General features: G+C 36.5%; 10 protein-coding genes and 1 pseudogene. 7 read left to right on the plus strand and 4 right to left on the minus strand.

The annotated features are described in order from the left end of the window. Positions 1 to 16 precede the first annotated feature (16 nt). Entirely contained in the window at positions 17 to 1,096 is a 1,080-nt protein-coding gene (locus tag BW983_RS02595) for a hypothetical protein (protein WP_076549695.1), read from the minus strand. Positions 1,097 to 1,268: 172 nt separating this feature from the next. On the opposite strand from BW983_RS02595, the gene BW983_RS02600 reads away from it, so the two are divergent. The 6 genes and pseudogenes from BW983_RS02600 to BW983_RS02620 all read left to right on the plus strand — a co-directional run bounded on the left by BW983_RS02600 (position 1,269) and on the right by BW983_RS02620 (position 9,570). Then, positions 1,269 to 1,853: a sigma-70 family RNA polymerase sigma factor gene (locus BW983_RS02600; RefSeq protein WP_076549697.1), complete on the plus strand. Its 585-nt coding sequence runs from the start codon at positions 1,269 to 1,271 to the stop codon at positions 1,851 to 1,853. Between the two features lie 52 nt (positions 1,854 to 1,905). After that, positions 1,906 to 3,084, plus strand: a complete 1,179-nt coding sequence (locus BW983_RS02605) for a FecR family protein (protein WP_076549699.1) — start codon at positions 1,906 to 1,908, stop codon at positions 3,082 to 3,084. Positions 3,085 to 3,203: 119 nt separating this feature from the next. Continuing rightward, positions 3,204 to 3,554, plus strand: a pseudogene (locus BW983_RS24555) (STN domain-containing protein); the annotation flags it as partial. Between the two features lie 6 nt (positions 3,555 to 3,560). Then, entirely contained in the window at positions 3,561 to 6,734 is a 3,174-nt protein-coding gene (locus tag BW983_RS02610; RefSeq protein ID WP_262484583.1) for a SusC/RagA family TonB-linked outer membrane protein, read from the plus strand. A gap of 10 nt (positions 6,735 to 6,744) precedes the next feature. Continuing rightward, on the plus strand, positions 6,745 to 8,106 hold the full coding sequence (locus BW983_RS02615) for a RagB/SusD family nutrient uptake outer membrane protein (protein ID WP_076549703.1): 1,362 nt from the start codon (positions 6,745 to 6,747) through the stop codon (positions 8,104 to 8,106). A gap of 24 nt (positions 8,107 to 8,130) precedes the next feature. Next, positions 8,131 to 9,570 carry a TlpA family protein disulfide reductase gene (locus tag BW983_RS02620; RefSeq protein ID WP_084184279.1) on the plus strand — a complete coding sequence of 480 codons (1,440 nt, stop codon included), beginning with the start codon at positions 8,131 to 8,133 and terminating at the stop codon, positions 9,568 to 9,570. A gap of 52 nt (positions 9,571 to 9,622) precedes the next feature. Here the strand turns inward: BW983_RS02620 and BW983_RS02625 are convergent, their stop codons facing one another. From BW983_RS02625 to BW983_RS02635, 3 genes are all read right to left on the minus strand, one after another. Next, a complete protein-coding gene (locus BW983_RS02625; RefSeq protein WP_076549707.1) occupies positions 9,623 to 9,877 on the minus strand; it encodes a hypothetical protein in 255 nt (84 codons plus the stop codon). Positions 9,878 to 9,979: 102 nt separating this feature from the next. Continuing rightward, on the minus strand, positions 9,980 to 10,462 hold the full coding sequence (locus tag BW983_RS24560) for a MauE/DoxX family redox-associated membrane protein (RefSeq protein ID WP_076549709.1): 483 nt from the start codon (positions 10,460 to 10,462) through the stop codon (positions 9,980 to 9,982). 24 nt (positions 10,463 to 10,486) lie between these two features. Next, positions 10,487 to 10,729, minus strand: coding sequence for a hypothetical protein (locus BW983_RS02635; RefSeq protein WP_076549711.1), 243 nt, complete (start codon positions 10,727 to 10,729; stop codon positions 10,487 to 10,489). A gap of 364 nt (positions 10,730 to 11,093) precedes the next feature. Here BW983_RS02635 and BW983_RS02640 point away from each other — a divergent pair, with 364 nt between their 5' ends. Continuing rightward, positions 11,094 to 12,722, plus strand: coding sequence for a helix-turn-helix domain-containing protein (locus BW983_RS02640; RefSeq protein WP_167369951.1), 1,629 nt, complete (start codon positions 11,094 to 11,096; stop codon positions 12,720 to 12,722). The last annotated feature ends 218 nt before the right edge of the window (positions 12,723 to 12,940 follow it).

Below are 12,940 nucleotides of genomic sequence, written 5' to 3' on the forward strand. Positions count from 1 at the left end.
AAATATTGATCTATCATTAAGAATTTAAATTAAGTGCGATTCTATCCAATTCTTCTTTTGGAAATGGAAAGAAAGCGTTGTGCCTTGCATAAATTGGAAGGTTTTCACCCTCGAATAGCATCTCGCCGTCCTGTATATATACCTGAAGAGCATTTGTTTGTCGGAAAAGGTTAAGATCCAATTTGTTTTTAGCGTAGGGATTATGAAAGACAAATAAGCCGTCTGTTAAAAATTCTGGGTTTTCAGGTGATACTTCCTGTAATTTGTAATGAGGTTCCTCAAAATCGTGACGGATGTTGACAACATGATTGATCTCTGGCCATTCCTCGCTAGAGTTTGCCAAAGATGTAAGTTTCCCCAGAGTCATAGTGCAGGAAAACAATATCGCAGATATATCATTAAATTTCTTATCTCTGAACAAACCGAGAGGAATATTTACATCAGTACCCGGTTTTTTGATGAAAGTTTTATCTATATATTTCTTTTGTAAAGGATCGTAATATTCGCCAAATAACAACGCCATCATAGGGTAGATATATTCCCTACCATAGTTCACCTGCGCATAAGAGCCGACGGCAATAACATAGGGTTCGTCACCTGAAACCCAAGGGCACTTAACATATTCTTTATATTTTCCGTTTTTTTTCGATATTGAGTTGGAGTATCTTGTGATCGCTTCATCCAATACTTCAAAGAAGTCAAGCTGTTTGTGAGGGGGGAGCAGCATTGAGGAAGTATCATTGACGTTTCTGGTACTTTCGCTTCTGCCATTGACCTTGTTGATTTCCGAAGCGACAGCTTCTACTAAAATTCTGCTTGGGGTGTCAATTATAAAATCCGGTCTATTTTTGGAAAAATCAAATTTGCAACCCATCTCGGTGAAGACTGCATAAAGATAGAATTCCCAAAAACTCGAGTGAAATGTTTGTTGAAATTCTTTAATTAATTTGTTGTCTCTATCCTCAAATTTCTCAGTCCATCTCTCTAGTATCAACTTTTCACGGAAGAGGTTATTGCGAAGGGTTTTGAATTTAGCATTTAATTTTTCTTCATCGATTCCTTTCAGCTGCTCGAATAGATTCAGGGTCCTGTTCATATTTTAATGGTTAATAAGTTTTAATACGGTGATACATAATTGAGACTGATACCATCACAAATTATGCAAAACTATTCATGCAAGATATTAAAAATTAACTCGATAACAAGGCGTGTTTCATTTAATGTTTTTTATTGTTTAACTTTACTTTTGATTTGCCAATAGCCCTATTATGACATCCAGACATGAGATCGAAGAAAAGGCACTGCTCGTACGATTCCAAAGCGGTGATAGAATTGCCATGAATCTGATTTTCCAACTCTATCATCCGGCATTAATCTTTTTTGCCAATAGACTACTTATCAATTTTGATCAGGCTAACGCACAGGAGGTCGTTATGGATGTTATGCTTAAAACTTTTGAGCTAAGGGAGACCTTTAGGAGTTATGCGAGCATTAAAGCATTTCTTTATATATCTACAAAGAACAAGTGTTTAGACGTTATTGAAAAAGAGAAAGTTCGATTAAAAAGGCTTGAGAAACTTACAAACCAATTCGAGGAATATGATGAGGAGAATATCCTAAGCAAGATAATCCATACTGAAGTACTTCGCGAACTAAGCGAATCGATAGAGCTTCTTCCTGAACAATGTCGGAACATTATGCAAAAACTGATGGGTGGAGCAACTCCAAAAGAGATTTCCGAGGAACTCAATATCAGTGTCAGCACTGTCAACAGCCAGAAGGCGCGTGCCATTTCAATACTCAAAAAGACCCTTTCAAATAAAGGAATCGCGCTTCTGCTAATTTATTTTTAAAATTTTCATTTTCTTTTGGACAAGTCCCATATGTTTCCCGTTTCTATACTAAATGCGAGACATGAAAGAAGAAGAGTTGTTCGACGGATTTGAGATCACGGAATTACTTCATAAGTATATTACAGGACAAAAACTTCCCTATTGGGATAAGGAGTTCCTTGAAGACTGGATTGAAGAAAGTGAATCCAATCGGGCAGTTTTCCAACAGCTGGTGGATCAACACCGTTTAGCTAGAGATCTTGTCGAACTGAAAAAATCAGGTACTACAACCAAGGAAGAACTTGCAAGATTCAATAAAATACTTGATAAGCCAAAGCCAATGAGCATCTGGTTCAGGCTGATGACAGCAGCAGCAATTCTTTTCACGATTTCCATTTCAGTATGGCTTTATAAATTTTATCAGTCAGACAAGATTTTATCTACAGAAGTCGCAACAACTACCTTATCGGGAGATATTCTTCCGGGGAGTGATAAAGCAACGCTAACATTTGAAGATGGGAAAGTTCTTTCGCTCGCAGGGGATAAGAAAGCTATAAAAGTAGATGAGCAGGGCACTTCCTATATGGATGGCACCAGCATTTCAGTAAATAAGGTACAGTTTGCGACACTCACTACGCCACGTAAGGGACAGTATAAGATAACGCTTCCCGATGGCACTAAAGTCTGGCTAAATGCCGAGTCATCTTTACGATATCCTACAAAGTTCACTGATAAAGACAGGTATGTTGAATTGCAGGGGGAAGGCTTTTTCGACGTGGCGCACGACAAAGCAAAGCCTTTTATTGTTGCTTCTAATGGACAGCAGGTGAAGGTGCTTGGAACTCAGTTTAATATCAACAGTTATTCCAATGAACCTGCTGTCAGAACAACGTTAGTCAGCGGACGAGTTGAGTTGTTAAGTAGCCGTGACAAGGCAACTGTGATACTTGCTCCCGGCCAGCAAGCTAAGCTTGTCAATAGCGGTTTTGCGATAAATTCCGTAGATACCGAATCTTTTACAGCTTGGACTTCAAATGAGTTTCAGTTTAAAGGAGCAGCTCTGCAGGAAGTCCTGAGACAAATTGAACGGTGGTATGATGTTGACGTTGATTACAACAATATTCCAAACATCAAGGTAAACGGAACTATTTCAAGAGAAAAGAAACTCTCCAGTGTTTTATATGCACTTGAAAAAATTACAGATTTACAGATCAACCTAACGAAAGGAAGGAGGATTGAAATTCAGAAATAAGAATTTATAGTTTCATATGTTGGCCTGAAAATATGCCGGAGTGTTAGCGCACTCCGGCGATCGGGTCTACATCATAAATTTCCAGCAACGAAAATTACTTTTTAACCCTACACAAATCTATGAAAAAACATGATTTTTCCAACAAGAAAAACATTCCGCCATGGGTGGATCTGTTTTCCCACAGGAGAAAACTTCTGCGCAATGGTATAAAGAGTGCAACGCTCTTTATACTGCTTGCCAGCGGTACGGCTTTACAGGCTCAACAGATTAGCCTTTCCTTGCAGAAAGCGCCCTTGTCAAAAGCAATTTCAGAAATTCGGAAAGCGACAAAATATGATTTTGTCTACAATGAGGATTTACTCAAAAAAGTTGGACCCATTACTGTAAACCTGAAAAATGCATCATTAGAAGAGACATTACGAACACTCTTTGCAAACCAACCGATCGCATTTGAAATTGCGGATGGCATCATCATATTGCAGGAGCGAAGAGCACCGAATACTACCAATTCAAAAAAAAAGGAAACCATAAAAGGAAAGATCGTCGATGAAAAGGGCAATCCATTGGCTGGTGCAACCATTCAGGTCAAGGGCAGCAACTTTGTGACGAACTCCGATAACAACGGAAATTTTGAATTGCCTGCGGAGTATGCTGAATCTGAGCTAAAGATCAGCTTTTTAGGCTATGCGCCATTGTCGGTATCAGCAAAATATATTGACCGGATAACATTGACAAGCAATAGCAATGTCATCGATGAGGTTTCGGTTGTTGCCAGTGGGTATCAATCTATTCCAAAGGAAAGAGCAACGGGGTCTTTTTCCAAGGTGGATAATGCAACCTTTAATAGACAGGTTTCAACTGATGTGATCAGTAGGCTGAAAGGCATAGCTCCTTCTATACTATTTGATGAGCGTTCAGGAAGCCCTAAGTTAACGATAAGGGGACAGGCTACGATCTTTGGGAACGATCAGCCATTAATAGTTGTTGACAACTTCCCATATGAAGGCGATATCAACAATATCAATCCGAATGATATTGAGGATATTGACATTTTGAAAGATGCAGCCGCCGCTTCGATCTGGGGAGTTCGTGCCGGTAATGGTGTGATCGTCATTAAAACTAAAAAGGGACGAGCAGACCAGCCGATGAACATAGGATTTACTTCAAATGTCACGATCGGGCAGAAACCTGATTTAAATTACATCCCCCAAATAAAGCCAACCGATTTCATTGACATTGAAAAGATGCTCTTTGACAAAGGTTTTTACAATACTATTATCAGCAATACTGCTGCAAACAGACCATATTCACCTGTGGTCAGCATTTTGAATGACCAGAAAAACGGTATATTGACGGAACAGCAAGCCACAAATCAAATTGATGCACTCCGAAACAACAATCTGCGGGATGATATAAGCAAGTATCTCTATCGAAATAGCGTCAAACAGCAATATGCCCTAAACTTTAATGGCGGAACAAATAAATATACCTATTATTTCTCAGCAGGCTTCGATAAAAACCAAAGTGCTGAAAAGGGTAGTGTATTCAGCAGGATAAGCTTGAACAGCAATCAGGTCTTCCGTCCAATAGAAAAACTTGAAATTTCTGCGGGTCTTGCTTACAACCAGAATAATCAATCTACATCCAACTTAATTTCAATGCTTAACAATATGGGTACTGAATTAATGTATCCCTATGCACGATTGGTTGATGACAATGGGGATGCTGTACGGGTAATTAAAGATGCAAGTACTGTTTTAAAAGAGAAAGCACTTACTGCTGGACTACTCAATTGGGATTTTGTACCATTGGAAGAATTGGATTATCAGAATAACAAATATAAACAGTCCGAACTTCGCTTAAATACCGCTATAAAGTACACTTTTATTCCAGCTCTCTCTGCCGAAGTACGATTTCAATACGAAAATCAGTTGGGTCGACGAAGAAACTATTATGATCAGGACAGTTATTTGATGCGTGATCAGATCAATAGATTTACTACCATTAACAATGGGATTTTGACCCGTAACATACCACTGGGTGGACGGCTTGATAATACAAATACAGAACTTAATGCTTTGAATGGTCGGTTTCAATTGAATTATGATCAAAAATGGAACAAACATCAGGTTAATGCGATTGCTGGATTTGAGGTCAGAGAAACAAAAGCTACCGGAATCAGTTCAAGACAATATGGTTTTGATCCGAATGTAGGTTCGAGCATCTTAGTTGATTATATAACCCGTTTTACACAATATGGAAGAAATGGTACTGCTACGATATCAAATTTTGATAACTACTCTGGTACAGTTGATCGTATCCGTTCATACTATTTAAACGGAGCTTATAATTATGATCTCCGCTATGTTGTTTCTGCTAGTGCCCGCATAGACCAATCCAATCTTTTTGGAGTGAAGACCAATCAAAAGTCTGTCCCTTTATGGTCTACGGGTGTCAAATGGAATATTAACAAAGAGGATTTCTATCATTCCGATTGGTTATCACAATTAAGTCTTAGATCGACTTTCGGATATAGTGGAAATATTGATAGAACAACTACGGCTTATACGACGGCGCGTATTTCAAAAAACAATTATAACAATTTACCCAATGCTGATCTTGTCACACCACCCAATAATGAACTTCGTTGGGAGCGTAACCGGATGTTTAATATCGGTGTTGATTTCGCTTCAAAAGAAAATAGGCTCTCTGGAAGTATTGAATATTTTAACCGTAAAGGAAAAGACCTTATAGGGAATGGAGATATAGATCCTACTACCGGATATGCGTCATTTCGTGGAAATGTTGCCAATATGACCGGAAATGGTATTGATATTGAGTTGAATTCTATAAATATTCAATCAAAATATTTTACTTGGAAAACAACGGCAATTTTTTCTTATGCAAAAGATATCATTACAGCTTATAAACGACCAACAAGTCTTCCCAACTTTGTCTCGGATAATAGTATAATTAGAAACGCAACGTTATACAATCCCATTGTTGGCAGATCGCTGTTTGGTATTTATTCTTATCCGTGGGCAGGATTAGATCCGCAAACAGGTCAAGCCAGAGGGTACTTAGATGGCGAACCATCGACCCAATATGCTCAAATAACACAACAATTGGCGGAGGATCCTGAGAATAGACTTATTTATCACGGCAATACACTCGCACCATATTTTGGGGCTTTGCGGAATACTGTTAGCTACAAAAACTTCGACCTATCGTTTAATATTACTTATCGTTTTGGGTACTATTTTAAACGAAATTCTATAATGTACTCTTCACTCTATAGCAATTATTATGCACATGGCGATTATTATAGAAGGTGGCAAAAACCAGGAGATGAGCTGACGACGACCGTTCCAGCAATGGTCTATCCGGGAGTGAATGTCGCTGACCAATATTATCTAAATTCCGAGGTACTAGTAAGTAAAGGTGATCATATCAGACTTCAAGATATTAATCTTTCTTACAACCTTGATTCGAAAATAGCGAAGAAATTTCACCTTCAGAATTTACGTCTTTTTGCTTATGTAAATAATGTTGCTATGATCTGGAAGGCTAACAAAGAAAATTTAGATCCTGATTTCCCGACATCAAGGCCAATACGGACTTTTACTTTAGGGCTTAATTGTAACTTTTAAATTGACTGCTATGAAAATGATAATAAAATTAATAGTACCAATATCTATCTTGTTACTTATGCCATCATGTTCTAAGGAATGGCTTGAGGAAAAGCAGGATATAAAACTTGTTGTTCCTACGACACTTAATGATCTTAGTCTGTTGATGAATTCAAGTCAATTTCTTTATGACGGGAGAGGGGCAATGGAAGTTTCTTGTGACGATTTGGACGTGTCGCTCGAACAATATAATGCATTAAGTACTGATTTTGAACGGAAATTATTGACTTGGACCGTTGATGTGTTCCCAAAATTGGGGTATGGTACTACACAAGAAGAGTGGGAGCTACCGTACGCTCAGATTCAAGTCTGCAATGTTACATTGAAGGCACTGGATAAAATAACAAGAACTTCTAGTAATGAGGAACTGTATAATCGTATAAAAGGCACAGCATTATATCATCGGTCTAGGGCTTTTTTAAATCTCGCAATGACCTTTTGTAAATATTATGATGCTTCAACAGCAGGTGCGGATCTGGGAATACCACTTAAATTAGATGAAGATATCAACGAACCAATTTTTAGGAGCACTTTAAAGCAAACCTATCAAAGAATAACAGAAGATCTCAGTTTAGCTGCTACGTTGTTGCCTCAAAATGCAATATCTGTAACCCATATAACTAATGCTGGTGCTGCTGCTTTATTGGCACGTACATATTTGTATATGAATGATTACAGTAAGGCATATGATGCCGCTCAAAATTCCTTAAAATTTTATTCTGTTCTAGATGATTACAATACCTTTAATCCTACGGATGCACGCCCTTTTCTTGCAAAAAGTAAGGAAGTACATATAATGATTGAATCGGTCACAGCATATGAAACAGCAGTTGGATTATCATCTTCGATTCCGCAGGAACTGTTTAAACTATATAGTGATAATGATCTCAGAAAGATATTATACTTTAAAACTCTGGATGGAAAAAATATTTGGCGTGGATCGCCATTGGGAAATAATCTTGGCGGCACTGCAACGGATGAAATTTTTCTAATAGCAGCAGAGTGTGCTGCCAGAATGGGAGATAGAGTAAAAGCCTTAGAATTCCTTAATACACTGTTGGTAAAAAGATATAAAACGGGAACATTTACTCCTATAACGGCAACATCAGATTCCGATGCTCTTGATATAATACTTGTTGAAAGAAGAAAGGAATTGTTAAAAAGAGGATTACGTTTTCAAGACCTGAAGAGACTTAATAAAGATGCGCGGCATGCAAAAACTCTCATAAAAATTATTGGAAATAAAACTTTTACTCTACCACCGAATGATAAACGTTATGTATTTCCAATACCTCAATATATTATCGATTACAACGGATTAGATCAGAACTGATCCATTCAAATAGATACATAAATCATGAAAAAATTACTATATATTTCAATGCTGTATTTACTTATGGCCCAGCATTCAATTGCTCAAAAAAGAACCTTGCTCAATGTAAGGCTTGAAAATTTCAAAGATTCGGTTAATAGTTTAGAGTTAATTGTTAGTAATGGATTTTTTGCGGTCAATACTGCAAAAAACTATGTCTTAAAAGCAACTGACGGTAATTTCCACTTTGATTTCCCACTAAATGAAACTTCTCAGGCATACCTATACTTGAATGACAGAAGTGATTTATTAGTTCCCGGCTCTTTTGGTGTTTTAATAAATCCTGGTGACAGTTTAAATTTTACGCTTCGAGATGATAAGTTGGGTTTGGTCAATATGGAAATATCTGGCAGAGGGTCTGAAAAAATTTTGATTGTAAAAAAAACAGCAAAAAAAATGTTCTCTAGCTACGTATATAAAAAGTCTTATCGAAAGAAAACTATGGAAGAAAAGTTCATTGAACTTGATAACTCTCTTAATATAATTGATTCAACATTTGATCGTGAAAGTAATAAGTATGCAAGGGATTTTCGTTTGGCAAAGGCACAATTGGTCGATCAAACTTTGGATGGGCTTTTACAATATTGTATGTGGAATTTTGATGATTCTGTACGCTATTTATTTAATAAGTTTGTTCGAAACAAGAAACGAATTGCGCCTCTTCTTGATAGTGCTACTTTGGATTATTTTGGTGGATTTCATATCCTTCCATATTATATTTCATTGTCGAATAGAGATGAAATTGGAGATAGATATGACATGTTCCATTACAATTATCCGCTGCAATATGCTTCTTTAATTTCTAAGGAGTTTGGAAGTATTGAATATGTAAAGGATTTTCTCCTCTCTGATCTTACAATAAACATCTTTCGTCAAAACTGGTATGGTCAAGTATCGAAAGATATGTATAGATATTATTTAGAAAATGCAAACAAACGAAATCGACACTTTATTGATGTTTTTACCGAATTTGAGAAACTTAAAGATGTTTTAAAACCTGGAAAAGCTTTTTATAATTTTAATTTAATTGATACTAATGGGGTCTATCATAGTTTGCAACAAATGAAAGGTAAAGTTGTTATTTTGGATTTTTGGTTTACAGGTTGCGGAGCATGTAAGCAGCTAGTGTCTGAATTAGTAAAAATTGAAGATCAATTAAAAGATGAAAGGATTCAATTTGTGTCTATCAATGTTGATAAAACTGTGTCAACCTGGAAACGTGGTATTGGAATATATTCTGTCCCTAGTTCATTGCAACTTAGCACAGAAGGTAGAAGAAATGATCATCCAGTTTTAAAATTTGGAAATGTCAACGCATTTCCAACTTTGATTGTTTTAGATAAACAGGGAAAGATTGTTGGAATTCCACCTCACCCGATGAAAGATATCGGAGCTTTCCGTAATTATATAGAGAAATGTTTATAAAAGAAATAATAAATAAAGAGAGGATTTAATTATCCTCTCTTATTTTATAAAATTAGGGCTGTCTAACCCCGAAAATTTTATTTTGACCGGTTGGTAACTCCGTTTCTAAATCATACTCCTCAGCACAAACTGTGACAGTACCAGAGCAAGGATGCGAAACAGGATCATAAGATTCTCCCATTGATCCATCAGCATTACGATAAAAAATTCCGGTGTCTTGATCAGCTTTTGCAGGAGCAAAAGAGAATGCTGCAAACGTACCTAGTGCAATTGCTGCAACTCCTAAGGTAATTCTAAGTGATTTCATGATGTTTGGTGCTTTTATAAATCAAAAAGCTAAACTTTAGTTTTTTGCCTACTCTGGGTTTCAGGTTTTCGGCTTCCCCTGTTTTGGTTATTAGTTTTAAATTTAGTACGTGGTCTGAACATGACTACTGTGTGGCGGACTTTTATACGAAAACATGATCAGACCAATGATATTTAGCGTCAGGACCGCAAGATTAATCCACAGTTGATCATTCCAGATCAACCCCCTAAAAAGCGAAATACATGAACATGGTATGCTTGGCGCAAATTTTAAAATATAGATGAGATATCCTGTATATAACAGCATGACAGATAGCGAGGTAATAAGTCCTATTTTCCTCCAAGACTTCTTTAGCAGAAGTATCACAAGTGACAAATGCAGAAGCTGTAGAAAGTAAGGCAAAGCTGATCCCAAAGCCGATAATAGGTATGCACCATTAATCTGCCTTCTGAAAGTATCAAAATCAAGAACCTTACTGACAAATGTATATGCCCACATGAGTAGGAGTAAGAATATAATTGTTTCGGCTATCAAGTTTTTCGTTCGCATGGTTTGAGTATTTTGTGATTTACGTTGAAAGGTCATTTCACACACAGTTTAAATCGAGCATTATTTCGAGGTTCTCCATTGGCCACCATGTCTTATCGGTGGGTCTTTGATCGTTTCATCAGTGTCGGCATCGTTGGAAACGACTCCTGCTTGAATTGTATCGCTATTTTTTGACATTTCTGTTTTTGAGTTGACAATATTCAGTTTTTCCAGTTCTAGCGGTTCCTCAATTTCGGATTCTCGACAGGAGTGTAAAATGACCGCTCCTGCGATGATTAATATTGTTGAGATAATAGTTTTCATTTTGTTAAAAATTTTAAGAATTATCCCGGCCGGTTATTTCGAATTCAAGAGCGAAGGTAGAGGGCATTGGAAGACGGAAAAACTGTTTACTGCGCACGTTGAACAATTTGAATGCGCAAATTGTTCAATTTGAGCATTGTTATTATTTTGAAAATCAATGTTTTATGATGTTTTTGTGGTAGGTTGCAGATTTTCGTTATTGATAAATCATGGTTTGGCGATTTTTACTAATTTTATACAAACTTGACCTATGAAATTCTCCTATTTTCATATCATAATTGTTTTATGTTTATTACACTGTGAATTTCTCTGTGCCCAAAAAGAAGAGTACAGTAAGTATTACTATATTCGGAGAAATTATGAAGTGTTTTCGGAGAATGATGTCAGGGCACTTCCATTCATTCGTCAGTACATTGCTGAGGCAAAAAAGGATAAGGATTATGATAAATTGTATCAGGGATATGCAGATGGTGTCGAATTCTCTGCTGATCGTAACGTAAAACTTAAATATGCGGATAGTACAATAATTGCTGCCAAATTTTCACGCAAAGAAGCTTTAGTTAGTTCTGCATTCCTTGAGAAGGGAGTTGTCTATTATTTCCACTTTAAGAAGTATCAATTGGCATTAGATGAGTTTCTTTTAGCAGTCAAATATGCCAAGAATGGTACTGATCCATATTATCAGAACAGGCTAAATTATCTGATCGGTGTAGTAAAGAGTTATATGGGTTACTACGATGAGGCACTGCCTCTTTTTATAAAAACGCGCAATCATTTTGGTGCTGAAATAAGTAGAAACCAGCATCCGACAATACTATTTGATGCGCGAAGAGGGTACTTTAACGGCCTTCATCAGATGGCTATCTGTTATAGAAACATGGGACAATTCAATCTTGCCGATTCAATTGTCAATGTCGGGCTTTCTGAAATTGGTGCTAGCCGTGAGCATAGGCAGGAAGCTGGTTATTTTTTGAAAGAAAAAGGTATCTCTGAGTTTAGGAAAAAGGAGTTTTCAACTGCTATCGCCTCGCTTATCGCTTCATCGGTAGCGTTATCAAAAATTAATGATTTTTCGTGGTTAGCTGTAAACTATTCATATTTGGGGAAATCCTACCTTAAATTGGGTGATGAACCCCACGCTTTAAAAAACTTTGAAAAAGTCGATTCCATTTTTCAAAAGCAGGCTTTCATTGTTCCCGAGGTTCGAGATACCTATGAACTTTTGATTGATCATTACAAATCAAATAGTGATGTAGAAAAGCAATTATATTATACCAATCAGCTTTTAAAAGTAGATAGTGTCCTATTCAGGGATTTCAATTATTTGTCCAGAAAGATTAGTAAGGAGTATGATACACGTATATTGAAAGAAGATAAGAAGCGGCTTGAAAATAGATCCGTTAGAGACAAAGTGGCTCAATGGGGTTTAGGTACCGTGGCAGTAACTTTTGCAGCCACAATGCTATTTTATAAAAGAAGAGAAAAAAGGTTGCGAAGCAAATATGATAATCTGGAGCAAAAGATCAAAGCTAGGGATAACGCCAATATGGCCATCAAAATAGAGGAAAAGCATGATGAGAATAAACTTGAAATCGACCCCAAAGTTGTAGAAGAAATACTGCATAAATTAAAGGACTTTGAGGAAAAGGGAGGCTTTAGGGAAAGCGGTCTTACACAGCATAGATTGGCAGATAAATTCGATACTAATCATTTCTATCTTTCACAGATAGTGAATGAATACAAAGGCATGAATTTTACAAAATACTTAATAGATCTGAGGATCAGTTATATAACTGATAAACTGTATAATGACTCAGAATACCGTAAATATAAGATCGAAACGCTTGCAGAAGAATGTGGTATGGCCTCAAGAAATCATTTTTCAAAACTTTTCAAAGAGATCAATGGAATAGGTCCATCAGAATTCATAAAGAGACGTAAATATGATTTAGATCTGGATCAGAATCTTGCCATTGAAGCAGTTTCCCAATAAATACGACTGCGGTTTACAATAGAAGAAATAGTTAAATAAGTATGGTGGGGTAATTTAAATATTTTTTTTGCATTCTTTTTCTCGGATTGAAGTTCATTATTTTTCAACATTTACATTTAAAACTCTGATTAGTAGAATTACGACAATTTTTAAAATAATGTCAAAATCATTTTGCCGTGAATTTGTAAGGTATTATATTGCAAAACAAAAATCATTAA

It is taken from the genome of Chryseobacterium ureilyticum, from assembly GCF_900156735.1.
Classification (GTDB): domain Bacteria; phylum Bacteroidota; class Bacteroidia; order Flavobacteriales; family Weeksellaceae; genus Chryseobacterium; species Chryseobacterium ureilyticum.

Excerpts from the sequence above, each read along its gene's own strand:
- BW983_RS02595 (WP_076549695.1), bottom strand. The coding sequence starts at position 1,096 with ATGAACAGGACCCTGAATCTATTCGAGCAGCTGAAAGGAATCGATGAA.
- BW983_RS02635 (WP_076549711.1), bottom strand. The coding sequence starts at position 10,729 with ATGAAAACTATTATCTCAACAATATTAATCATCGCAGGAGCGGTCATT.
- BW983_RS02600 (WP_076549697.1), top strand. The coding sequence starts at position 1,269 with ATGACATCCAGACATGAGATCGAAGAAAAGGCACTGCTCGTACGATTC.
- BW983_RS02625 (WP_076549707.1), bottom strand. The coding sequence starts at position 9,877 with ATGAAATCACTTAGAATTACCTTAGGAGTTGCAGCAATTGCACTAGGT.
- BW983_RS02605 (WP_076549699.1), top strand. The coding sequence starts at position 1,906 with ATGCGAGACATGAAAGAAGAAGAGTTGTTCGACGGATTTGAGATCACG.
- BW983_RS02620 (WP_084184279.1), top strand. The coding sequence starts at position 8,131 with ATGAAAAAATTACTATATATTTCAATGCTGTATTTACTTATGGCCCAG.
- BW983_RS24560 (WP_076549709.1), bottom strand. The coding sequence starts at position 10,462 with ATGACCTTTCAACGTAAATCACAAAATACTCAAACCATGCGAACGAAA.
- BW983_RS02615 (WP_076549703.1), top strand. The coding sequence starts at position 6,745 with ATGAAAATGATAATAAAATTAATAGTACCAATATCTATCTTGTTACTT.